General features: G+C 65.9%; 20 protein-coding genes and 4 pseudogenes. 8 read left to right on the top strand and 16 right to left on the bottom strand.

Going from position 1 to position 21,832, the window contains the following annotated elements; translation table 11 throughout:
• The 10 genes from FHS87_RS21925 to tnpA form a co-directional block, all read right to left on the bottom strand.
• Positions 1 to 224 (bottom strand): transposase (locus tag FHS87_RS21925; RefSeq protein ID WP_376766452.1); only part of this gene is annotated, 224 nt, incomplete at its 3' end.
• A 107-nt stretch (positions 225 to 331) separates the two neighbouring features.
• Complete coding sequence (locus tag FHS87_RS21920) at positions 332 to 817, bottom strand: DUF4142 domain-containing protein (protein ID WP_184521616.1); 486 nt, start codon at positions 815 to 817, stop codon at positions 332 to 334.
• Positions 818 to 848: 31 nt separating this feature from the next.
• Positions 849 to 1,526, bottom strand: a complete 678-nt coding sequence (locus tag FHS87_RS21915; protein ID WP_456306629.1) for a NapC/NirT family cytochrome c — start codon at positions 1,524 to 1,526, stop codon at positions 849 to 851.
• On the bottom strand, positions 1,526 to 1,999 hold the full coding sequence (locus FHS87_RS21910) for a nitrate reductase cytochrome c-type subunit (protein ID WP_184521614.1): 474 nt from the start codon (positions 1,997 to 1,999) through the stop codon (positions 1,526 to 1,528). The genes FHS87_RS21915 and FHS87_RS21910 overlap by 1 nt, the downstream gene beginning before the upstream one ends.
• Entirely contained in the window at positions 1,999 to 4,548 is a 2,550-nt protein-coding gene (gene napA / locus FHS87_RS21905) for a periplasmic nitrate reductase subunit alpha (protein WP_184521611.1), read from the bottom strand. The genes FHS87_RS21910 and napA overlap by 1 nt, the downstream gene beginning before the upstream one ends.
• 2 nt (positions 4,549 to 4,550) lie before the next feature.
• Positions 4,551 to 4,826, bottom strand: a complete 276-nt coding sequence (locus FHS87_RS21900) for a chaperone NapD (RefSeq protein WP_184521609.1) — start codon at positions 4,824 to 4,826, stop codon at positions 4,551 to 4,553.
• A complete protein-coding gene (locus FHS87_RS21895) occupies positions 4,819 to 4,995 on the bottom strand; it encodes a 4Fe-4S dicluster domain-containing protein (RefSeq protein WP_184521607.1) in 177 nt (58 codons plus the stop codon). Before FHS87_RS21895 ends, FHS87_RS21900 begins: the two co-directional genes overlap by 8 nt.
• A 142-nt stretch (positions 4,996 to 5,137) precedes the next feature.
• Positions 5,138 to 5,335, bottom strand: a complete 198-nt coding sequence (locus tag FHS87_RS21890; RefSeq protein ID WP_312862070.1) for a periplasmic nitrate reductase, NapE protein — start codon at positions 5,333 to 5,335, stop codon at positions 5,138 to 5,140.
• 95 nt (positions 5,336 to 5,430) lie between these two features.
• Complete coding sequence (gene tnpB, locus FHS87_RS24780) at positions 5,431 to 5,562, bottom strand: IS66 family insertion sequence element accessory protein TnpB (protein WP_312862071.1); 132 nt, start codon at positions 5,560 to 5,562, stop codon at positions 5,431 to 5,433.
• Between the two features lie 17 nt (positions 5,563 to 5,579).
• On the bottom strand, positions 5,580 to 5,942 hold the full coding sequence (gene tnpA / locus FHS87_RS24760) for an IS66-like element accessory protein TnpA (RefSeq protein WP_408906379.1): 363 nt from the start codon (positions 5,940 to 5,942) through the stop codon (positions 5,580 to 5,582).
• Positions 5,943 to 6,272: 330 nt separating this feature from the next.
• Between tnpA and FHS87_RS21875 the strand changes: the two genes are divergently transcribed.
• Complete coding sequence (locus tag FHS87_RS21875; RefSeq protein ID WP_184521603.1) at positions 6,273 to 6,725, top strand: hypothetical protein; 453 nt, start codon at positions 6,273 to 6,275, stop codon at positions 6,723 to 6,725.
• A gap of 221 nt (positions 6,726 to 6,946) precedes the next feature.
• Here FHS87_RS21875 and FHS87_RS21870 read toward each other — a convergent pair whose 3' ends face one another.
• Entirely contained in the window at positions 6,947 to 8,035 is a 1,089-nt protein-coding gene (locus tag FHS87_RS21870) for an HAD-IC family P-type ATPase (RefSeq protein ID WP_184521601.1), read from the bottom strand.
• On the opposite strand from FHS87_RS21870, the pseudogene FHS87_RS21865 reads away from it, so the two are divergent.
• A pseudogene (locus FHS87_RS21865) lies at positions 8,027 to 9,377 on the top strand (IS3 family transposase). The gene FHS87_RS21870 and the pseudogene FHS87_RS21865 sit on opposite strands and share 9 nt — an antisense overlap.
• Before the next feature lie 275 nt (positions 9,378 to 9,652).
• Here FHS87_RS21865 and FHS87_RS21860 read toward each other — a convergent pair.
• The 3 genes from FHS87_RS21860 to FHS87_RS21850 form a co-directional block, all read right to left on the bottom strand.
• Positions 9,653 to 10,573, bottom strand: coding sequence for a mechanosensitive ion channel family protein (locus FHS87_RS21860; RefSeq protein WP_184521599.1), 921 nt, complete (start codon positions 10,571 to 10,573; stop codon positions 9,653 to 9,655).
• A 340-nt stretch (positions 10,574 to 10,913) separates the two neighbouring features.
• Complete coding sequence (locus tag FHS87_RS21855) at positions 10,914 to 11,090, bottom strand: hypothetical protein (protein WP_184521597.1); 177 nt, start codon at positions 11,088 to 11,090, stop codon at positions 10,914 to 10,916.
• Positions 11,091 to 12,120: 1,030 nt separating this feature from the next.
• The gene (locus FHS87_RS21850; protein ID WP_184521594.1) at positions 12,121 to 13,560 is read right to left on the bottom strand and encodes an IS1182 family transposase; all 1,440 of its coding nucleotides are present in this window, start codon (positions 13,558 to 13,560) and stop codon (positions 12,121 to 12,123) included.
• Positions 13,561 to 15,220: 1,660 nt separating this feature from the next.
• On the opposite strand from FHS87_RS21850, the gene FHS87_RS21845 reads away from it, so the two are divergent.
• The 4 genes and pseudogenes from FHS87_RS21845 to FHS87_RS21830 all read left to right on the top strand — a co-directional run bounded on the left by FHS87_RS21845 (position 15,221) and on the right by FHS87_RS21830 (position 18,873).
• Complete coding sequence (locus FHS87_RS21845; protein WP_184521592.1) at positions 15,221 to 15,385, top strand: hypothetical protein; 165 nt, start codon at positions 15,221 to 15,223, stop codon at positions 15,383 to 15,385.
• An 88-nt stretch (positions 15,386 to 15,473) separates the two neighbouring features.
• Positions 15,474 to 16,705 (top strand): annotated as a pseudogene (locus FHS87_RS21840) (IS3 family transposase).
• Between the two features lie 150 nt (positions 16,706 to 16,855).
• Entirely contained in the window at positions 16,856 to 17,161 is a 306-nt protein-coding gene (locus FHS87_RS21835) for a hypothetical protein (RefSeq protein WP_184521590.1), read from the top strand.
• Between the two features lie 137 nt (positions 17,162 to 17,298).
• The gene (locus FHS87_RS21830; RefSeq protein ID WP_184521588.1) at positions 17,299 to 18,873 is read left to right on the top strand and encodes a Na+/H+ antiporter; all 1,575 of its coding nucleotides are present in this window, start codon (positions 17,299 to 17,301) and stop codon (positions 18,871 to 18,873) included.
• A gap of 209 nt (positions 18,874 to 19,082) precedes the next feature.
• On the opposite strand, the gene FHS87_RS21825 is transcribed toward FHS87_RS21830, so the two are convergent.
• Both FHS87_RS21825 and FHS87_RS24365 read right to left on the bottom strand, forming a co-directional pair.
• A complete protein-coding gene (locus FHS87_RS21825; protein ID WP_184521586.1) occupies positions 19,083 to 19,649 on the bottom strand; it encodes a YciE/YciF ferroxidase family protein in 567 nt (188 codons plus the stop codon).
• Between the two features lie 358 nt (positions 19,650 to 20,007).
• A pseudogene (locus tag FHS87_RS24365) lies at positions 20,008 to 20,121 on the bottom strand (IS3-like element ISBcen22 family transposase); the annotation flags it as partial.
• A gap of 309 nt (positions 20,122 to 20,430) precedes the next feature.
• Between FHS87_RS24365 and FHS87_RS21820 the strand changes: the two are divergent.
• Positions 20,431 to 20,667, top strand: a complete 237-nt coding sequence (locus tag FHS87_RS21820; protein WP_184521584.1) for a DUF6894 family protein — start codon at positions 20,431 to 20,433, stop codon at positions 20,665 to 20,667.
• Positions 20,668 to 20,910: 243 nt separating this feature from the next.
• Positions 20,911 to 21,299 (top strand): annotated as a pseudogene (locus FHS87_RS24710) (IS481 family transposase); the annotation flags it as partial.
• Between the last annotated feature and the right edge of the window lie 533 nt (positions 21,300 to 21,832).

Below are 21,832 nucleotides of genomic sequence, written 5' to 3'. Positions count from 1 at the left end.
GAGCGGATGCCGCAGCAGTAGCCCACCAGCAGCATGCGGATCGTCAGTTCGGGGTCGATCGAGGGTCGCCCGATGGCGCTGTAAAAAGGCTCGAGCTGCTGGCGGATGCTGCTCAGCTCGACGAAGCGGTCGATGCTGCGCAGCAGGTGATCGGCGGGCACGTGCTCCTCCAGGCTGAAGTCGTAGAACAGAGCCTCCCGCCGGATCGGCCGCTCGCCCATCATCGCCGTGCTCTCCGCCCTCCGGGGAACTGAATCAGCCTTAGGCGGCTGCCTCAACCGACTTTTTCAACACCATCGGCCAGTGCTGGACGGTGAGGCTGTCCGGCGCATTAGGGCCGGACAGCCTCAAGGGCACGCTGGGCGTCCTGCTGCAGTCGCAAGATCTCGGGCAGCATGGCTGCCGCGGCCGAGCGGAGTTCCGGCGGCGCTAACCGAGTGGCCGCCTCATAGCCGCGCTCTTCCTGCTCGAGGGCTTGCATCTGAACCTCCATGTAGCGACGGCTGAGGGCCAAATAGTCCAGCGGCTCCAGGTTTTCGAAGACGACCTGGTGTTCTGCCTGTAGGGCGGGTGCGACCGCTCCACGGAGAGTCTCCAGCCGTTTCAGCTGACCCTCCCGGTACCTCATCATCTCCGCGGCGAAGGCCTTTACCTCAGGCCTGGTATCCCGCTCGGCGGCCAGGGTTGCCGCGCGCCGCTGGAACTCGGCAGAGCTCGCCGCAAAGCCCAGGAAGCGGGCCGGGTCGAAGGGCTCTGGCCCTCTGTCCTGGGCAGCAGCGAGGCGCCCGAGGAGCAGCGCCGGCAGGAAGCCGGTCATGACAGCACGCCGGCGCGCGACCCGTTTCATATCAGTGCCACCCCGGCACGCCGGTCATGTCCGGCAGACGGTGAGCGATGCCCTTGTGGCAGTCGATGCAAGTCCGGTCGCCGGTGAAGAGGAAGCGCTCATGGGCGGCCGCTGCCCGCGGGTTCTGCTTCGTCAGGTCCATCGCCTCGGTGGTGTGGCAGTTGCGGCATTCGAGACTGTTGTTGGCCGACATGCGCGCCCACTCCCGCTCGGCCATGTGCCGGCGCAGCCCGAGGAAGTCCTCGCGCGTGGCGATCGAGCCGAAGATGTGCCCCCAGACCTCCTTGGAGGCCTGCATTTTACGGGCGATCTTGTCGGTCCAGTTGTGCGGAACGTGGCAGTCAGGGCAGCCGGCGCGGACACCCGAGCGGTTGGCAAAGTGGATGGTGCCCTGGAGTTCCTCAAACACATTGTTCTTCATCTCGTGGCAGCCTACGCAAAACTCGGTGCGGTTGGTGGCTTCAAGGACGGTGTTGAAGCCGCCCCAGAAGATCACGCCGGAGACAAAGCCTCCGAGGGTGAGGAAAGCTAGGCTGAAGGTCGTGGTGGGGGAGAGCGCTACCCGGACGAGGGGGATCCCCATGAACCAGCGCCACAGGCGCACGATGAAGTTCGGCTTCCGGGGGGTTCCGGCGTCGGGACCTCCGGTCAGGTTCGGGGTCGTTTCAGCGCCCGACATCAGCGGTTGCTCCGGCCGCCGGGGTGGCGCTCAGGCTCCGTGAGGACGTCCATGTCGATGAAACGGTTCTCGACCAGGGGCCGCGCCTCGGTCTGCGGGACATGGCAGGCCATGCAGGCGTAGCGACGGGGGGCGAGGCCGCCCAGGGTGTTGCCCTCGCGGTCCTGATAGTGCGTCACCGAGATCATCGGGGCCTGGCTCTGCTCGGTGAAGCGCCGGGCGTGGCACGACATGCACTTGTTGGCGTTGAGGTCCAGCGCGTAGCCCTCGACCGCGTGGGGGATGAGCGGTGGCTGGTCGGGGTAATTGCGGCGGACCCGGACATCGTTGGTGACAGCGCGCTGCATCGGCGGCGCGGCCTGCTCCTGGGTGAAGGGCTCGGGCCCGCGCAGCCGCGGGGCATCCTGGGCGAGGAGGGCCCCGGCGCCGAGGCAGGCTGCGACCATTACGGTAATGAGAAGGCGCGGGCGCATCAGCGGGGGGCTCCTCTGACGTCAGGCGCCGTGGGCCGGGGAGCGCTCGCCGGAGTCGTGAGAGCAACGATCTTGACCGCGCACTTCTTGTAGTCCGTCTGCTTGGAGATCGGGTCGGTCGCGTCCAGGGTCACCTTGTTGATCAGCTGGCTGGCGTCGAAGAAGGGTACGAAGACGACCCCGCGCGGCATCCGGTTGCGGCCGCGGATCTCGACCCGGCTCCGGATTTCGCCGCGGCGCGAGACGATCCGAACCTCCTGGCCGCGGTGCAGCCCGCGCCTCTGGGCGTCCTCGGGGTGCATGAAGAGAACGGCGCCCGGGAAGGCCTTGTAGAGTTCGGGCACCCGGAGCGTCATGGAGCCGGAGTGCCAATGCTCGAGCACGCGCCCGGTCACCAACCACATGTCGTAGTCGGCGTCCGGGGTCTCGGCCGGCGGCTCGTAAGGGGCTCCGATCAGGTTCGCCCGCTTGTCCGGGTTGCCATAGAACTGGATTCCGGAGCCCTTCTCAACGTAGGGGTCGTGGCCCTCCCGGTAGCGCCAGCGCGTCTCCTTGCCGTCCACGAAGGGCCAACGAAGCCCGCGAGCCTCATGGTAGGTGTCGAAGGGTGCGTAGTCGTGCCCGTGGCCGGCGCCGCAGCGGATGTACTCCTCCCAGATACCCTTCTGGACATAGAAGCCGAAGTGCTTGGCCTCCTGGTTGTTGTGGGCTGGGCTGAGTTCCGACAGCGGGAAGCTGTCGACCTGACCGTTTCGGAAGATGACGTCGAAGAGCGTCTTGCCCCGGTACTCGGGGGAGGCGGCGAGGATCTCGGCGGGCCAGACCTCGTCGGTCGTGAAGCGCTTGGAGAATTCCATCAGCTGCCAGAGGTCGGACCGGGCCTCGCCCGGCGCGTCGACGAGCTGTCGCCAGAACTGAGTCCGGCGCTCCGCATTCCCGTAGGCGCCCTCCTTTTCCACCCACATGGCCGTGGGCAGGACGATGTCGGCCGCCATGGCCGTGACCGTCGGATAGGGATCCGAACAAACGATGAGGTTCGCGGGATTGCGGTAGCCGGGATAGGTCTCGTTGTTGGTGTTGGGCGCCGTCTGGAGGTTGTTGTTGCACATGATCCAATAGGCGTTGAGCTTGCCGTCCTTGAGCATGCGGTCCTGCTGGACGGCGTGGTAGCCGACCTTGGCCGGCAGGAGCCCGGAAGGCAGCTTCCAGATCTCCTCGACCAGCTTGCGGTGGTCAGGATTGGCGACCTGCATGTCGGCCGGCAAGCGGTGGGCAAAGCAGCCAACCTCGCGCGCCGTGCCGCAGGCCGAGGGCTGGCCGGTGAGGGAGAACGGGCCATTCCCCGGCTCGGAGATTTTCCCGGTCAGCAGGTGGATGTTGTAGATCATGTGGTTCGCCCAGACGCCGCGGACGTGCTGGTTGAACCCCATGGTCCAGAGGGACATCACCTTGGTCTTGGGGTCGGCGTAGAGGCGCGCGAGTGCCTCCAGCTGCGACTTGGGCACCCCGGAAAGTTCGTGGGCGCGGTCCAGCGTGTACTCGCTCATCAGCCGGGCATAGGCATCGAAGTCGGAAGCGTGCGACACGGCCGCATCGTTCGCGTGCTGGGCCCGAAGCTCAAGAGTGTGGTCCGGGCGGAGGCCGTAGCCGATGTCGGTGTTCGCCAGGCGGAAGTTGACGTGCTTCTCGACGAACTCACGGTTCACTGCGCCCGTGCGGATGATGTGGTTCGCGATGTAGTTCAGGATGGCGAGGTCCGAGCCCGGCTTGAAGATCAGCCCGGCATCGGAGAGGTCCGTGGTTCGGTGCTCGTAAGTCGAGAGCGTGTGGATGCGGACATGCTCGCGGCTGAGGCGGCGGTCGGTGATGCGCGTCCAGAGGATCGGATGCATCTCCGCCATGTTCGAGCCCCAGAGCACGAAAGCATCGGCGTTCTCGAAATCGTCGTAGCAGCCCATCGGCTCATCGGAGCCGAAGGTCCGGATGAAGGTGACGGCAGCCGAGGCCATGCAATGGCGGGCGTTGGGATCGAGGTTGTTGGAGCGAAAGCCGGCGCGCATCAGCTTACTCGCCGCGTAGCCCTCGAACATCGTCCACTGGCCGGAGCCGAACATCCCAATCGCCTCCGGGCCCTTCTCGCGGAGGATCTTCTTCCAGTGGGCGGCCATCGTGTCGAAGGCGGCATCCCAGGAGACGGGCTGGAGTTCGCCCTCCTTGTCGAAGCGCCCGTTCCGCATGCGCATGAGCGGGCGCGTGAGGCGGTCGGCCCCGTACATGATCTTGGAAAGGAAGTAGCCCTTTACGCAGTTCAGGCCACGATTCACCTCGGCGCGCATGTCGCCGTGGGTTGCCACGACACGGCCATCCTTGACGCCGACCATCACGCCGCAGCCGGTACCGCAGAAGCGGCAGGGTGCCTTGTCCCACTTCAGGCGCAGCTCGTCGCCAACGTTGATGTTCTGGGCCTGGGCGGGCAGCGCGACATTCGCGGCGGCCGCAGCTGCGGCGGCGGCCTGGGCCTTCATGACGTCGCGGCGGGACAGATCCATGGTCAGGCGTTCCCTGCGGTGAGGTTTGGCTGGGCAGGCTTGTCGAACTGGTGAAAGACGAGGGTGGCCGCGAGGACCCCGTTTATGAGCTGGACGACGTTGAGCCGCTCGACGATCTCGCTCTCAGTGACGGTCTCGAGGGTGACGATGAGCTTGCCCTCCTCGACGCCACCGTGAACCTCCATTCCAGGCATCTCACCGATGCGGCCGGCGATTGAGGGGGCCAGCTCGCGCCGGCAGTGCACGACGAGGCTCGAGATATGGAATTCCTCAGGCATCGGCGGTCTCCTCCATGGGGCGGGGCACGATGGAGATGGCCGAGGCCGGGCAGCCGGGCACACACTCGCCGCAGCCCGTGCAGATGCCAGCCTCCACTCGCGGGCGGGCGCCGCCGATCGCGAGGGAGAACCGAATGGCACCGGGCTCGCAGGCATCGCGGCAGGTCATGCAGGCCGTGCCCCGGAAGGCGAGGCAGGAAGGCGCGATCTGCGCTAGCGGCGCGCACGCGGGGGCGGTTGTATCCTGAGAGCGGAAGAGGAAAACCCGGCGGCCCAGAAGGCGGTGAGGTTGGTCGGACATGGCGGCCTCCCTAAACAGGGCCAGGCGGGCCGGTGAACAGGTAGTACATCCAGACCAGGAAGCCCCAGCCGGCAACCACCCCGACCGCGATGATGGGCCAGATCAGAACCGCGAGGATTGCGAAGGCGACAGCTTCCAAGCGGCCTCGGGAGCCGATGGGCAGGTTGGAGGCCGCAGACCTTGCCTGTGCGTCCGGAGGCGAGTTCACGGCATGGCGTCCCCAGGTACAATCTGCAGAGTGCTACAGACCACCCACCAAAGGTTGCGGTAGCGCGTGCAACACACTCTCCAGCGGAAGCTCGCTTAGGGGTTAGTAATAACTAAAATGACAAAAGAGTGAGCGCATCTGGTCCCCAGCCGCTGCTGCACCAATCCCGCCAGGCCATCAAAGCCCTTGCGCATGTCCGTCACGCCGGCTGCTAGCCGGACCCGCACGCTGGAAGGAAAGGCGATCACGCCTCCAGTGCCGCCACGAACGCCACCAGCCGCGCCGGTTCCGTCGTGGCCGACATCCGCAGCACCCGGCCTTTACGCAGGACTACCTCCATCATCCCGGCGACCGCGCGGCCAGGCCGTGGCGCCGCCGCGGTCGGAGGGCCTGACTCAGCCTCCTCGACAATTACTGGCACGAAGGAGGGCGCTACAGCCTCCGAGCACCGTTTCGTCATCCGGCTCCGCCAGGTGAGGATGAGGCTCGACGCAACCTGGTACCGGCGCGCCACCTCAGCCACCACCGCCCCAGGCGCCAAGGCCTCCTCCAGGATCCGTGCCTCGGCCGCCTCGCTCCACCGACAACGCGGCTCCCGCGCCAGCATCACCTCAACCGACGTCCCGCTGCGATAGGTCCTGCCATCGTCGCACGACCAGTCGCTCACCAACTGGCCGGCATAACTCCCACAGAAGTCCACACCTCTCCGCCACCTCACAAGGCGGTCATCACCAGTCGCATACGTTGCAACACTGATTTCGTCAGCTGCTTAACGGCTGCTTCTGCAGCCTCGCCGCCCTGAGGGAGCGAAAACCACCTCATCTTTGATCCAGATCAAGGACCTTTTGGGCCCGGAGAGCCAGATAGCGGCCCGGCATCGCGGGACAGAAACCCGCCGACCCTGCGGACTTGGGATGGGGCATCGAAAGACACCACAATGCGCGAGCAGCTCGTTAGTCTCATCGAGAGATCCAGCCTGCATCGCTACATTCGCGACCTCAAGAAAAACGCCGAACTCCTGGAGTGGGTGGTTGCCCAGAGCTCCGCTCTGCCACCGGAAGCAAAGCTTTCCGAACGCGTATACGTAGCATTGCACGGGATCGAGGAGGCTGTTTGCAAACGTGGCAAGCGCAAGACCTTCAACGCCCTAAACAAGGGTTATCGCTTCTGTGCGCCAGCGTGCGAGTGCCGTCGTGAGGAGCATTCTCGGATGATGGGCGCCCATATGGCCGCGATAGACGGAATCGAACGCACGCGGCGACGAACCAAATGGCGGGAGACGCTGACGCAGCGGTACGGTCAGGAGAACCCAATGAGGGTCACAGACATCCGTGCGCGCAAGCTGCGGACGGAGGCTGCTCGCCGAGATAAAACGCCCCCTGCGGAGTGATCGATCGGGCCCGGTTCGCCCGCCTAACGATATGCGCCCTCAGCAAATACTGAATCGTAGAATTATACCTCCCGCAGATACAATGCATCCCCGGCCGGATCCCGGGCTCGGAGCGAGTTGACTGTAACAACCAAGGAGGACGAGGCCATAATGACCGCAGCGATGAATGGTGTGGCTATGCCAGCCATCGCGAGCGGCACTGCTACGGCATTGCAAGTGAGCTAAAACGCGATATTCTGCCGCATCAAGCGTTGGGCGCGACGCGCCGTTACGATCGCCGAAGTGAGAGAGCCAAGCTCCTGACGGCACAAAACGAGGTCCGCTGCTTCTTTTGCAAGGTCCGCTCCCTCTCCAACGCAGATCGAGACATGCGCGACCGCCAATGCTGCAGCATCATTGATACCATCACCGACCATCAGCGGGCGAGCACCAGCTTTTCGCAACTCTCCTACCCGGGCTGCTTTCCCTTCAGGGCCTGCCTGGGCGGTCCATACCGCGATGCCAACCTCCCGGGCTGCTGCAGCAACAGCAGGGGCGACGTCACCTGAGAGTAGCTCGACCCGCAGCCCCAGTGCGCCTAGCCGTTGTAGGGCCTCCTTGGCATTAGGGCGTAGCGCATCGGCGAATCGGAAGGCAACGGGCGCGCTTTCACCCTCGCGGAACCAGAGTGTGGGGCCGTCGCCCAACTCGGGAGCGCCAACGAAAGATGCGTTGCCCAGCCACGCGTCTTTCGCTGAAAGGCCCTGGCCAGGCACCTCCCGCACCTCCTCCCGCAAGGGCGCGTCTGGGCAGGCAACGATAAGGGCCTGGGCAAGTGGATGGCGGCTGGCGCGCGCGAGGCTGGCTGCCGCATGCAGCTGCGCCGCCGTCCACACGCCCGGAAGGAGTGACGGCCTGCCAAGGGTCAGGGTGCCGGTCTTATCGAGCACGGCATAATCAGCGGAGGCGAGGCGTTCGAGCGCCGTCCCGCTGGCCACGAGAATGCCACGACGGAACAGCGCACCCACGGCGACAGATTGCACCATCGGTACGGCGAGAGCGAAACCGCAGGGACATGTGACGATGAGCGTCGCGACCGCGGGAACCAGCGCGGCCTGCCAGCCTACTCCCGCCAGTAGCCACCAGCCGAGGAAGGTCGCGGCCGCTACTGCGTGCACAGCGGGCACGTAGAAGCGCACAGCACGCTCGGCGATCTGAACGAAGCGCCCACGTGCCTGTACGCCGTCAGGGCTCATGAGACAGGCAGGGGTGGTTGAGGAGGGGAGGATTTCTGGCTCATCGTAACCAGCAGGGAACAAGCCATGAGCCATAAATCCGCCGCCCCAAAGACGCCCGCTGAGCGGGTGGTGCGCGACCTTCGCCGAGCGACCCGCGAGCACTACTCGGCCGAGGACAAGATCCGCATTGTGCTGGAGGACTGCGCGGGGAGGAGAGTATCGCAGCCCTGTGCCGACGGGAGAGCATTGCCGAGAGCCTTTACTACACGTGGTTTAAGGAGTTCCTCGAGGCTGGCAAGCGCCGCCTGGCCGGGGACACGGCCCGGGCGGCCACGACCGACGAGGTCAAGGATCTGCGCCAGGAGGCCCGCAGCCTCAAGGAGGTTGTGGCGGAGCAGGCGCTTGAGCTGCGGCTACTCAAAAAAAGTAAGATCGCGGATGGGGGCGACCGCGAATGAGGTATCCGGCCGCCGAGAAACTCGAGGTCATCCGGCTGGTCGAGGGGACCCACCTGCCGGTCCGCCGCATCCTGGCGCGGCTCGGCATCCCGCGCGCGACCTTCTACCGCTAGTATGACCTGTACCAGAACGGCGGGCCAGAGGCGCTCGAGGACAAGCCCTGCCGGCCCGACCGGGTCTGGAACCGCATCCCCGACCAGGTGCGGTCCCGGATTGTCCACCTGGCGCTGGAGGCACCGGAGCTGTCCCCGCGCGAGCTTGCGGTGCGCTTCACTGATACTCAGGGCTATTTCGTCTCGGAGGCGTCCGTCTACCGTCTGCTCAAGGCACAGGACCTGATCACCAGCCCGGCCTTCATCGTGGTCAAGGCGGCCGACGGGTTCCACACCAAGACCACGGCGCCGAACCAGCTCTGGCAGACAGACTTCACCTACCCCAAGGTCACCGGCTGGGGCTGGTTCTATCTCTCCACCGTGCTCGATGACTTCTCCCGATACATCATCGCCTGGAAGCTCTGCGCCACCATGGCGGCGAGCGACGTCACCGAGACGCTGGAGCTGGCACTCGCCGCCTCAGGCTGCGACCAGGCGCGTGTCCTGCACCGGCCACGGCTGCTCTCCGACAACGGCCCCTGCTACGTCGCTGCCGACCTCGCCAAATGGCTCGACGAGGAGCGCATCGAGCACGTCCGTGGAGCGCCCTGCCATCCCCAGACCCAGGGCAAGATCGAGCGCTGGCACCAGACGCTCAAAAACAGGATCCTGCTCGAACACTACTGCTTGCCCGGCCATCTCGACGCGCAGATCGAGGCCTTCGTCGGGCACTACAACCACCAGCGCTACCATGAGAGCCTGAAGAACCTTACCCCGGCCGATGTCTATCTCGGCCGAGGACAAACCATTCTGCTCGAACGCGAACGCATCAAGCGCCACACCATCCAGCAGCGGCGCTTGCTCCACCACTGCCAAGCCGCCTAACGTCAGCCACCAGATGGGCCAGAGCCCCCGCTAAACCAGATCCCTCATTGTCCCAAAGCATTCGACGACGGACATCCCAGGGCGGCACCCTTTGCGCTTCGGGCAGCGCCCACAGCTCGCGCCTCGTCCTCCAGCACCAGCAGCGCCGGATTCCGGCTGTATGCCGGTAAACCTAGGCCGCCCCGAGCTCGACCATGCGCGCGTTCACGGCCACCCGCCCGGCATAGACCCGCGTACCGGGCGCTTTGGGCGAAGGCGCCGGTGCGCTCCACCCTCTAGGGCGCCGCGCCCGAACGCGGACGGGTGTCGCGGGGTGGCCACCCCTCGCGTTGGCTCTCGCGCGCCTCGTCGGCCTGCTCGGTCTGGTCGTGCAGCAGCAGGGTGCGCGTCGGGAAAGTCAGGTCGATGCCGGCCTCGCGCATCGCGGCGCGCACCGCTCCCATCACCTTGCCCTGTGCCGACACCACCGCGCTGCGGCGGGAGTCCGTCCACCAGCGTAGTCGGATGACGACGGTGCTGTCGCCGAAGGTCCAGGGCATGCAGTCGGGTGCGGGCTCGGCCTTCACGCCCTCCGCGGCACGTGCAGCCGCGAGCAGGACAGAGACCGCGTGCTCCACGTCGTCGCTGTGACCGATACCGATGTCGAGCTCCGAGCGGCGGACGGGGAAGTGCGTCCGCACGGTCATGCCGCGCGTGTAGAGATTGCTGTTGGGCACCAGCACGCGCTGGCCGTCATAGGTCTTGAGTAGGGTGGCGCGCGCCTCAACCCGCTCCACCGTGCCCTCCCACTGGCCGGAGACGATCTGGTCGCCAACGCGGAAGGGCTGGCCGTAGAGGATGAGCAGGCCGGAGAGCCAGTTCTGCAGAATGTCGCGGAAGGCGAGCCCAACCGCTACCGATCCCACCCCTAGCACCGACAGCAGGTCCGATGGCTTGATGGAGGGGAAGACGATAGTGGCGAAGATTAGCGCTCCCACCAGGATCGATCCCCAGCGCAAGAAGCTGCCCAGCAGCATCCCGAGATCGCCACGTTGGCGGCGGCTAAAGCCAAAGGTCACGGCCCGGCCAGCAGCCCAGCCCCCGAGCCAGAAGCCGATCAGCACGACCAGGCCGATACCGACGTTCGGGAGGACCCAGTAGAAGCCCTCGATCATGCTCTGGATCTTGCTGGTGGCGAGCTGCTCCGGCTGCTCCATCGCTCCCTCCTGGCCACCACAGCCCCGACAGGCGGCCCGAGGGTTTAGGCGGGGCAACCGTGTCGAGCAAACCGCCGCCCCCTCGCGGAGGGGGGATCGGGTCAGGGCCCACGCCCATCGACCCGCCCCGGCCGGTCCCCGCCGGCCGTGTGGTCTCGCAGTGGCGGCCCACGGAAGACGCGGTAGTTCGCTTGCGCCAAGTGCACAACCACCACAGCGGCCAAGGCCCGCCCATCCTCTCGGATCCGCTTCCCATGCGGCTTGCCTGTCAGCCCGAAGCGGAGGGCGTAGTGCACTGCCTCCTCCAGATCGGCCGGGTCGGCGGGGGTGAGGGGAGGGGTCACTCTGCTGTTTCGACCTTCCCGTGCCGCCCCGTGACCTCGGCTACCGCGCGGGCCTGGGCCAGCAGCATTCGCCGCCCGTCCGCGTCCAGGCCGTCCCAGATCTGCACCAGCTCAGAGCGGCCGGCATCCCGGGTGACAGGGCGAGGAGGGGTGGGGAGGATAGTGAGGGCCATGATCGAACGAGGCTAGACCGAGCGGGAACGATTCGGGAACACGTTCCTATGTTCGATTAGGCTCGGCAGCGGGCGGCACGTCACGAAAACTCACAGTTCTGGCGTGGCGCCTCTGGATGGCACCCCGTACACCCCGACGCGACCCAGCCTTTCACTGGGCTGGTTAGGACTGATGGCAGACGAGGAGACGTCCTGCCGCTCGCCATCGGTCCTTGTGTTCCTCGCGAGTGGGCGGGGGCTGGAACTCTTCGGCGCTCCCTCGCCGCGGACTTCGACCCTCGTCGCGCGCGGGCTAGCTGCGGGTGGATCCGGAGGCGGATCCGGCAACCTGGTCCCCCATGGGGTCGCTCCCTCACGACCACGCCCGCTGTAGCCCCTCTCCTGCACCAAAGGTGGTTTGCGGCTGGGTGAGCCGGAGACTGACTGGCCGCCCTGCGGTCGTATTCCGCTGGTGATCTCCCGGCGCCTCGGATTCAACCCCTCCTCTCCGGTCAGCGTTACGGCGAAAACCACCGCGGGGAGTCCCTATGTCGAAGGCAGGTTATTTCGCGCGCCCGATCGCGGCGGACGGCAAGCACCACCCGCAGGGCACTCGCCACGAGGAACAGGAGCCAGCGCGGTGGTCCGATACCGTCCACAAGGTGGCTGACACCATCCGGAGTTGGGTGTCCTCCTCCGAGCCTCCCGAAAAGGCTCGCGAATGAGTAAGTGGAGCCGGGAACAACGCTTCGACATGAGGGTACTAGCCGCCCTGGCGCTGGTATTCCTCGTGGCCATCGTCGTCATGCTCACGTTCGCGAGCGACGTATTCTGGGAAGCGGTTGGGTAGGGTCAGGACGCCCAGTGTTTTGGGTAACCGGGCGCATGCCCGGACGGCTTGACAGCGTCTGCGCGGCTTAACCTGCAGCGAGATGTAGGCACGACCTCTACCGCCGGTTTCCACCGAGGCCGTGGCAAAACAGGCTGACGGGTTGATTGCGTCGGCTTGTAGCTGTTGCGGCGGGGTAGTCTGCCGAGAAGGCTCGGGTGATCAGGCCTGTATAGCCTGCATCAGCGGCCCGGCGCCCAGGACCGCGATCACCCGCTTCATGTTGTAGGCCAGCACATGCAGGCTCATCTCGGTGCTGACCCGCTTGAGCGTCCTGGTCAGGAAGTGGGTGGAGCCCATCCAGGCTTTCAGCGTGCCGAACGGGTGCTCCACGGTTTGCCGACGAATGCGCATGCTGTCCGGCGCCTGGTCGAGCCGGCGCTGCATGGCGTCCAGCATGCCCTCGTGCTCCCAGCGCCAGACACGGCGCATCTTGGCGGGCGTACACTGGGCCTTGATCGGGCAGTCCGAACACCGTGGCATCGCGTAGTAGCGCAGCGTCATGCCGTGGTCGTCGACGCGGTTGAAGCTCCACTTCATGGCTTGGCCTGCGGGACACCGGTAGGCGTCCTGCTCCGGCAGGTAGACGAAGTCCTGCTTGCCGAACCGCCCGTCGGCCTTGGCGCCCGAGGTTAGAGTCCTGGGCACCAGTGGCGTCGCGCCGCCCTGCTCGCACAGCACGATATCCTCGCCCTTGTAGTAGCCGCGGTCGGCGATGACGGTGATGGCCTCACGACCCATCGCCTCGCGTGCGTGCCGGGCCATGCCGGAGAGCTGGCCACGGTCATGGCCCTTGTTGGTGACCTCGTGCGCCACGATCAGGTGGTGCCGGGTGTCGACGGCGACCTGCACGTTGTAGCCAACGACGCCGGTGCCCTTGCCGCTGGTGGCCATCGAGCGCGCGTCTGGATCGGTCAGCGACACCTGCCGGTCGGGCGCCTCCTCGATGGTCTGCTCCATCGCGCGAAACTGCCGGGCCTGCTCGCGCAGGGCGGCGATTTTGTCCTTGAGCCGCACCGACTTCGCCTGGGCGACCTCGTCCTCCTGCCGGTCGGCCGCATCCATGGCGGCCATGTAGCGGGCGATGTTTTCCTCGACCTGCTCGATCCGGCGCTGCAGCTTGTAGGGCGTGTAGTTCTTGTCGCGGTTGTTCACCGCCTTGAACTTGCTCCCGTCGATGGCGACCACGGCGTCGGTGAAAAGGTTCAACTTGCGGCACAGTAAGACGAACTGGCGGCACACCGCCTGGATGGCCGGACCGTTGTCGCGGCGGAAGTTAGCGATGGTCTTGAAGTCCGGCACGAGCCGGCCGGTCAGCCACATCACCTCGATGTTGCGCCCCGCCTCGCGCTCCAGTCGCCGGCTCGACTGCACCCGATTCAGGTAGCCGTAGAGGGTGAGCTTCAGCATGGTCGAAGGGTGGTAGGCGGGTCGACCTGTGACTTCGGGCACCACGCCCTCGAAGCCCAGAACGCCCAGGTCCAGTTCGTCAATGAACACCTCGACGACGCGTACTGGATTGTCCTCCGTCACGTAGTCGTCGAGGCAGGGCGGCAGCAGCGTCACCTGGCGTCGATCAGCACCCTCGACGAAACGCTTCATCCCAGCCTCCCGAACCGCAGGACATCAGCGTAGCAGAGCAAGGCCTTTTTACACGGCCTGGACCCCTAGCGGACATACATCTCGGGGCCGCCTCGCATCACCATCAAGGCGAACGTCCTGCCTCACGGGACAGCAGTGGAACAGCAGTTGCTGCGACCGGCCGGTGGGCGTCGAGTTCAGCGCCGAGGATCGGGGCGTGTGGCTCAGAATGCCTCAGGTCTGTGTTCGCTCGCAGAGGGTGTTGCGCTGCTCGCGAAGACCACCTGCACATAGCCTGGCCAGTTCGCGAGGCGCTCCACAGTCGCCGTCGCGCCGTTCTGCTCCCCGAAACGTTCCGCAGTATGGGCAAGGCCTTCCTCGTCCTCTCGGCTGCATGGGATGCCACTCACACGACCGGACGACTTCGCCGCTTCTTCGAAGCGACCCCGCCACGAGTACCAACGAGAGGAGTGGCGTGCATTAGGCTTGTCGACCATCTGGACTCACCTGGGGCATGAGCACGACAACAACTACTCAGTGCAGCCTCGCTCCGACAATCACGCGAGGGATAGTCACCTGATCTTGAGTGGCCCAGGGTAGGAATCGCGATCGTCGGATCGCGGGAGACGTCATGTGCCGGACCAAGCACCGCTGCCGCAGCCTTTCGGCCATACTTGCCCGACCTGCGGTGGGGTTATGCGGCAAGGGGAGAACCAGCTAGGGCCCTGGTTCCTCTGCCACATAGGCCACGAGTTCTCCGCCGCCGACATGGACGTCCGACAGATGGCTGCTGTGGACCATGCACTGACCTTCGCACTCCGAACCCTGAACGAGAGAGTGCTTCTGTGTGGACAGTTCGCAGACGCAGCTGCTCGGGCGCACAATACCGACTTGCAGAGACACTGGCTTGACCTTCAGCTAGAGGTCGAGATGAAGGCCCGTGTCGTCGCGGGATTGATCGACCGAGCTTGGGATCTGGACCGCTCGCGTACAGGGTAGGGATCAGCGCCGAGAACGGCGAGGGTCAGGCCAGCTAGGAGAGCGTCCGCCGAATGAGTGCCGAGGTTTCCCCGTGCGACCTCGCCCTGGCCATCCCCCTTCGGTTCCAGGCGAGGTGGTCGTCCTGGCTGAGGACGGGCCGGAGGGCGGCCCCTGTTACGAGTACCGAGGCGCCGCCATTTACGCGAACGCCGGCAGCACGGTGCACAAGCTCTTCCTGCCCGGCCTTCCGGGCTGCGAGGACGGCCACTGGCGCCGAGTGGGCTGTCTGGCAGAGGCCATGGCCGTGCTCGATGCTTGGCTCGACCTGGGCGAAGCAGTCCACCAAGCACCGCGAACTCCATGGAGCGTTGATCCAGATTAGCTCTCGCGGAGAACGGGGGTGGGGCGGTGGTGCGGCCAAGAAACATGGGAGAGGACTAGAGGGTGTCAAACATCGGAAGGTTCGGGCGTGTGCCGGCCGACTGGGCAACCTCAAGCTCCACGCTGGGTAACATAGGGTTGGTACTCGTCCTCAGCCTCATTGGCGGGTGGATCGGATCGCGCCGACCTTCTCTGGGCACGCCTGCAGGGTTCGTCCTAGGTGCCTTCTCCAGCCTCGGGGTGGTGCTAGTTTGGGCGCTCGTAGGCTGAGGGGAAGCTGCCACGCGCCTGATCCCAGAGAAACAGGCCGGAGAGTGAAATGCGGAAGCCGAATTACAGCCAGGATCGTGCACAGCGCGAGAGGGACAAAGCCGCGAAGGCCCAGGCCAAGGAACAAAAGAAGCAGGAGCAGAAGGCTGCAGCGGCCGAGGCGGCGAGCAAGCAGCAAGATCGTCAACCGGATCGCGATGACCCAGCGAACTGAGGTCGGCTCGTGACACCCAACCAGTGCTCCTCCGCTCCACGGTTGATCGAGACACTCCGCAAGCGGACGGTATCCGCAGATGGGGTGCATGATGACGACAGAGAGGATGGACGCGGCCGCTCCTGGGCGGGGTGGCCGGATGTCACGGCAGCGCAAGCGGGATGCGGTGCTGCGGCTGCTCCGGGGCGAGGACCTGGAGACAGTCTCGCGGGCGCTGGGTGTGACCGCGGCGACCCTGAGCGGCTGGCGCGATGCCTTCCTGGCGGGCGGTGAGGCGAGCCTGGCCACGCGACCGGCTGATGGCGAGGCGCTGGAGAGCGAGCGGCTCAAGGCCAAGCTGGGCGAGATGCTGCTCGAGCGCGAGCTGCTGGAGGCCAAGGTCGCGGCCCTTGAGGGTGGCCGCCCTTTGGCCCGGCGGAGGTCACGGCCATGAGCCTGACCGCCTCGCCCAGCAGCGGCAGGCCCTATGGCCTGGCCCGGGTATGCCGGGTCTGGCGCGCAGCCCGGGCCACTGTCTATCGCCATCGCTTGCCGCCCCGGACGGAGCCGCCCAGGCGACGTGGCCCGGTCGGGTCCATGCCGGATCCCGAGTTGGTCGAGGCGATCCGGGCTGTCCTTGTGGCCTCCCCCTTCCATGGCGAGGGGCACCGGAAGGTTTGGGCGAGGCTGCGCATGCAGGGCGTCCGAACTTCCCGGCGCCGGGTGCTGCGGCTGATGCGCGAGCACGACCTGCTTGCACCTTCCCGGGTCGGCAGCCCTCGAGGCCCGCGCAACCACGACGGCACCATCATCCCTGACACGGTGGACATGATGTGGGGCACGGACATGACCACCACCTGGACCGGCGAGGGCCAGGCGGCGGTGTTCGTCGCCGTCGACCACCACAGCGCCGGGTGCGTCGGCCTCCACGCTGCTCGGCGCGGCACCCGCTTCGAGGCCCTCGAGCCTCTCAGGCAGGGCATGCGCCAGCACTTCGGCGGCTTCGCCAAGGGCATCGCGGCGGGCCTCGCACTCCGTCATGACCACGGCAGCCAGTACATGTCCGACGCCTTCCAGGGCGAGCTAACCTTCCTCGGCATCGAGAGCTCGCCCGCCTTCGTCCGGGCGCCCGAGGGGAATGGCTGCGCCGAACGCTTCATCCGTACCCTGAAGGAGAACCTCCTGTGGGTCCGGACCTTCGACACTGTCGAGCAGCTCCGCCAGGCGCTGCTTGAGTTCCGCCGCACCTACAACTCAACCTGGCTCATCGAGCGTCACGGCTTCAGAACGCCGGACGCCGTCCGCCAGAATCAGCTTTCAACCGCGGCTCTCGCCGCATAGGCTCCACTCAGGTGTCTCAACAACCGCGGGCGGTACACTGGCGGCCCCTTCATCGACCGCCGTAGGACGCTCACCGCCTGCAAACAGTGCTGCGTGCGGCATCCGAAGCCGCTGTCCCGCGCTTCATGACTACAACGGAGGCCCGAGATCATGCCGCAGATTATTACAGGCTACTTCGACACCCGCCGCGATGCGGAGATGGCCGTGGAGCACCTCGTGCAGGACCACGACCTCGACCGGAACCGCGTGCAGGCCATGGCGGAGGGAGAGGAGAACTCGTCCGGCACCGTGATATCAGGCGCGGACGTTGCCCACGCCGCTGAGGGGGACCGACCGGAGGGCCTGCGTCAGGGCCGGATCGTGGTGAGGGCGGAGGTGGACGACGACCTGATGGAGGCCGCGCTGGCCAGCTTCCGCGATTGCAACGTGGTCGAGTTGAAAACGGGGCAGGGCTGAGAGCTCTGGTTTTGGACGGCAGCCAGGCGGCTGATCATGTAAGCGGCGGTCGAGGTTCGGGCGGGAAGCAGCCGGGGTCTTGACCCAGGCCACAATGGGCGCCCAGGGCTCATCACGCCTCACCGGATGTCACTCTCATGCATGTCTTTGAACTGCTGCTCGTCCTCCTCGCGGCCTGCGTCGCCCTTGCGGTTCTCGCGAACCGGCTGAACCTTCCCGTCGCTGTCACCCTTGTGCTTGGTGGCATGGGGCTGGCTTTTGTCCCGGGGCTGCCGCCGCTCGTGCTCGATCCCGAGCTCGTGCTGGCCCTGTTCCTGCCGCCGCTCCTGCAGGTCAGCGCCTACCGCACGGACTGGCCCGCCTTTCGCAACCATCTCCGTCCCATCCTGCTGCTGGCAATCGGGGCGGTGTTCTTTACGGCAGGGCTGGTGGCCGTTACCGCCAAGCTGTTCGTGCCGTCGCTGCCCTGGTGGGCCGCAGTCACCCTCGGCGCTATCGTGGCCCCGCCCGACGCCGTCGCCGCCGCGTCCGTCCTGAGCCGCTTCAAGCTGCCCAAGCGGATCGTGACGGTGCTGGAAGGCGAGAGCCTGATCAACGACGCCTCGTCGCTCGTGCTCTACAAGTTCGCGGTCGCGGCCGTCGGCGTCGGCACGGTCAGCTATGGACAGGGCGCGCTGCAGTTCTTCGGCGTGGCAATTGGGGGAGCGCTCGTGGGCTGGATCGTCGGCCGGGCCGCGATGTGGATCTTCACCCATCTTGAGGACACGTTGCTCGACCTGACGATCACCATCCTTGCCGGTTTTGCTGCTTATCTCGCGGCCGAGGCGATCCACGCCTCCGGTGTGCTCGCGGCCGTCACCTGCGGTCTCCTGCTCGGGCGACAGCAGCACGGCGAGTTCACCGCGCGCACGCGGATCGAGCTGGTGGCGGTCTGGAATTTTCTAGAATTCACCCTGACCAGCCTCGTCTTCATCCTCATCGGCCTGCAACTGCGCGGCATTGTCGCGCGTCTGGCCGATGATGACCTCCGGCCGATCGCCCTGCTGGCAGTGGCCATGTCGGTCACCCTCATTGCGGGTCGCTTCGTCTGGGTATTCGCCTCGACCTGGGTACCGCGCGCTCTGTCGCGAGAGCTCCGGGAACAGGACCCGACACCCTGGCGCCACGCGGCCGTCGTCTCCTGGACGGGAATGCGCGGCGTGGTCAGCTTGGCTGCGGCACTCGCGCTGCCTGACCCTTTCCCGGGTCGCGACATCATCCTGTTCCTGGCCTTTTGCTCCATCTTCGTTACCCTAGTGATCCAAGGGACGACCCTGGGCTGGGTGGTCCGGCGGCTCGGCGTCATCGAGGAAGCGGCCGCGCTCCCTGAGCCCGAAACGGCGCAGGCCCGGGCGGAGATCACGACGGCAGCGCTGAGCGCCATCCGCGAGCACCTGGACGTCTCTGAGGCTACCGAGCACACCGAGGCCGCGGCCGAGCTGGTGCAGGAGTACGAGGTCCGCGCCGATCGGGCGAGCATTGAAGGGCAGGACCCCGAAACCAAGAGCGGCCAGTTGGAGGCACAACAACGCTTACGACTTGTGGCCATCGCGGCGGCCCGCGAGAAGCTGGCCGAACGGGCCGAGACGATGGATGCCGAAGCTCACCGGGCGCTGGGCGAGGAGCTCGACCTTGAGGAGCAGCAGATCAGACGGGCGCTCGACGGTGCCTGATCTCCTGGGCATCGGCGGGCACAATCGGCGCCCTATAGCTCGGATGGATACCGGGCTGGACCTGGAGGTTGTCGGTGCTGTCCCGCATAGCCTTCCGGTCGTCGCGGATAGCCGCCTCGCCGAGTGATCGCTCCAGAGATTACCCATGCCGGGAGCGCTTGAGAACGACGCGCCACGGGACCAGCATGGCCCGCGGCGCGTGGCTCACCTCAGGCCTTCGCCTTCTTGCCCTGCGAGGCGCGCTTCGGCGCAGCCTCATCCTCCTGCGGCATCTCCTCGCCCCCCTCCTCGTCGCCCTCGGGGGCGTCGAAGCCTTCGGCGATCTGAGTCAGAAGAAGGTCGGTGCGCTTCTCCTCCTCAAGAGTCTCACCCAGCAGCGTCTCGGCTTCGGGGAGGCCGAGCTTGCGCGCCCAGGTCTTGAGCAGGCCGTAGCGAGCGATCTCATAGTGCTCGATCGCCTGGGCGCAGCCGATCAGCACGTCATCCGCCGCCTCAGTGCCGCCGAAGTCCTCCAGGTCCTCCTCCATCTCCGCCGACAGCCCCTGCATCGCCTCGCAGGTCTTGCCGCGGGCGGGCTTGCCGAGGATCTCGAACACCTGGACGAGGCGCTCAACCTGGTTGGCACTCTCCTCGGCATGTTGGAGGAAGGCTTCCTTCAGCTCCGGCGCCTGCGCCGCCTTGGCGGACTTCTTCAGCGCCCGCACCGACTGCTTCTCGGCGTAGTAGACGTCTTTCAGCGTCTCGTGGAACGCGTCCCGCAAGGTCTTCTCAGCCATGTGACAGCCTTCTTCCCCTCCGGCACCAAGAAGCGGTGCCCATTCCTTGCATGAACGCTGCGACGGGCGAGTAGCTGCCCCTGGCCGTCATCCGGTCACCGCAGGTACTTCCAGCTGCCAAGGCAGGCTGAGGACCCCCGGCCTGGAACCACCGTAGTGTAGCAACTGTCGCCGGAGCCGCTTCGTGCGGGTGGATCGGGCCGCTGAACGCGACGGCGCTGGTTGTGGCGATCGGCAGGGTTGAGACCTTCCGGCGAGGACAGGACCTCGCCGCCTAGCTAGGACTGGTGCCGCAGCGGATGGCAACCGGCGGCCCATTCTGGCCGCAAGCCCGGGAGTGCGCCTGCCTTCAGTCACGCCATGTCTGCTCGGAGATGACGACTTGCCGGACCAGGTCGGCCACCGGCAGGTCCAGCTCCGCCGGCTTCAGCACCGACACAATCTGCTCGACTGAGAACCGCTTCGTCCTCATGGCCAACCTCCTCATCCAACGTGGAGAAATTTGCCGAAAAACATACGCTTCTACTGGACAGCCTTTGCCGGATCACCTCAGGGGCATCACTGCCTGCCGTAGGTGGAATACACATGGGGCAGTCCGGGAACGCGAAATTCTGCTGGAATTACACGTTGAGGTTGCATAAAAGCCGTCGCGACCCGGCTCTGGTCCTCAGGGCGGATAGGACTGCTGGCGGTTCGGTCAGTGATGACTAGCCGTCAGCGGTCTTCGTCCTGGCGACGTTGCCGGCTAAGGCTTTGCAGTGCGTTGCGAGGATTGTGTAACTTGCCGCGTTTCTTCTTCGACACCTACGACGGGCAGGACTTCAGGCGCGATACGGAAGGCTTGGTGCTGCCGGATAGGCCAGCGATACAGAGCGCGGCCATGGCTCAGTTGACTGCTCTGGTGAGCAGCCTCCTACCCGAGCAGGGGCACTGCGACATCATCACAAACGTGAAAGATGAGGAGGGTCAGCAGGTCTACACAATGAGCGTGTCGCTGGCGGGCCGCTGGGTAAGGTGATGTAGGTCATGCGGGCAACGCTGATCACTATCCTGCTCCTCGGATTGGCGGGCGCGTGTTTCTTGTCCATGACTTCCGCAAAGCATGAACATACGGCTCCGGTTCAGGTAGAGCGCCCCTACGATCCGCTGCACTAACTGTTTGGTCGCGGAACATTGTTGGGATCCTGTTGGGCTGGCGATTGTAGATTACACGTACCGCTTCGGGCGCCTAAACGGCGTCGTGCCGGGAGCAACGTGAGCGGTGCTCCAGATCCATCCCAATGCCCGCACCACCCCCGCCGTCCGGGTTGAGATCGCCCGCTCCTCCGAGCCTTCTAGCGTGCTGGCCCGGCGCTTTGGGGTGAGCAGCGAGACGACCCGCAAGTGGTGCAAGCGAGGATCCTCGGACTGCCTCGACCACTCGGCCCGGCCTTGAAGCCCTGGAAGACCAGTGACGAGGAGCGTGCCATGGTCTGTGCTCTGCGCCGGGCCCCCAACTTCGCCCTCGACGACCTCACCTTCGTGGTGACCCACTTCTTGCGCCACCTGAACCGCGACAGCGTCTGGCGCATTCTCCGGGCCGAGGGCCTCAGCCGCAGGCGCCCTCCCGTGTCGGGGCGACCGGTCCGGGGCAAAAGTACCTTCCGGGATGTCGGTAATCCGTAATCAGGAGAACGGCCTCGCAATCAAATTATACCAAGTCTCACGGGGTCTGACTCACGAGGGGGCTTCCCCGACGCTGCGGCGATCTGATTCATGTGTGGACATCGGGTAATCGCGGCTGGGGCAGTGGAGCTCCCATGATGCTGCGGTCCGGGCGTCGTTGTCCGGCGGCTCGCATGGGGAGGCTGCTCGATGGCCCATTTCGTTGGTTCAGACGTGTCGCAGAAGCTGACGGCGATCTGCGTCGTCGATGAGACGGGGCGCCGGCTGTGGCGTGGGCAGTGCGCCACGGACCCGGAGCGGATTGAGCGAACGGTGAGAGGTCATGCGGGAGAGGGCGCAAAGGTCGGCGTCGAGACCGGGCCGATGACGCCGTGGCTCGTGCACGAGCTGCGCGGTCGGGGACTTGGCGTTGCTTGCTTAGACTGGGGATTCCGACGATGTCGGCCGCCTGTTCCGAGGCGAAGTCGGCCACTGATTCCGACGTCATGTCGGCCGGCCATTCCGATTGATGTCGGCCG

The sequence above is a fragment of the Muricoccus pecuniae genome (assembly GCF_014199205.1).
Taxonomy (GTDB): domain Bacteria; phylum Pseudomonadota; class Alphaproteobacteria; order Acetobacterales; family Acetobacteraceae; genus Roseomonas; species Roseomonas pecuniae.
Note: the sequence above shows the minus strand (reverse complement) of the source record. Positions and strands in the feature narration are given on the sequence as shown.

Coding starts and splice junctions, on each gene's coding strand:
- FHS87_RS21920 (WP_184521616.1), bottom strand. CDS start 817: ATGACCGGCTTCCTGCCGGCGCTGCTCCTCGGGCGCCTCGCTGCTGCC.
- FHS87_RS21915 (WP_456306629.1), bottom strand. CDS start 1,526: ATGTCGGGCGCTGAAACGACCCCGAACCTGACCGGAGGTCCCGACGCC.
- FHS87_RS21910 (WP_184521614.1), bottom strand. CDS start 1,999: ATGCGCCCGCGCCTTCTCATTACCGTAATGGTCGCAGCCTGCCTCGGC.
- napA (WP_184521611.1), bottom strand. CDS start 4,548: ATGGATCTGTCCCGCCGCGACGTCATGAAGGCCCAGGCCGCCGCCGCA.
- FHS87_RS21900 (WP_184521609.1), bottom strand. CDS start 4,826: ATGCCTGAGGAATTCCATATCTCGAGCCTCGTCGTGCACTGCCGGCGC.
- FHS87_RS21895 (WP_184521607.1), bottom strand. CDS start 4,995: ATGACCTGCCGCGATGCCTGCGAGCCCGGTGCCATTCGGTTCTCCCTC.
- tnpA (WP_408906379.1), bottom strand. CDS start 5,942: ATGCTGGCGCGGGAGCCGCGTTGTCGGTGGAGCGAGGCGGCCGAGGCA.
- FHS87_RS21875 (WP_184521603.1), top strand. CDS start 6,273: ATGCGCGAGCAGCTCGTTAGTCTCATCGAGAGATCCAGCCTGCATCGC.
- FHS87_RS21870 (WP_184521601.1), bottom strand. CDS start 8,035: ATGGCTCATGGCTTGTTCCCTGCTGGTTACGATGAGCCAGAAATCCTC.
- FHS87_RS21860 (WP_184521599.1), bottom strand. CDS start 10,573: ATGGAGCAGCCGGAGCAGCTCGCCACCAGCAAGATCCAGAGCATGATC.
- FHS87_RS21855 (WP_184521597.1), bottom strand. CDS start 11,090: ATGGCCCTCACTATCCTCCCCACCCCTCCTCGCCCTGTCACCCGGGAT.
- FHS87_RS21850 (WP_184521594.1), bottom strand. CDS start 13,560: ATGAAGCGTTTCGTCGAGGGTGCTGATCGACGCCAGGTGACGCTGCTG.
- FHS87_RS21845 (WP_184521592.1), top strand. CDS start 15,221: ATGCGGAAGCCGAATTACAGCCAGGATCGTGCACAGCGCGAGAGGGAC.
- FHS87_RS21835 (WP_184521590.1), top strand. CDS start 16,856: ATGCCGCAGATTATTACAGGCTACTTCGACACCCGCCGCGATGCGGAG.
- FHS87_RS21830 (WP_184521588.1), top strand. CDS start 17,299: ATGCATGTCTTTGAACTGCTGCTCGTCCTCCTCGCGGCCTGCGTCGCC.
- FHS87_RS21825 (WP_184521586.1), bottom strand. CDS start 19,649: ATGGCTGAGAAGACCTTGCGGGACGCGTTCCACGAGACGCTGAAAGAC.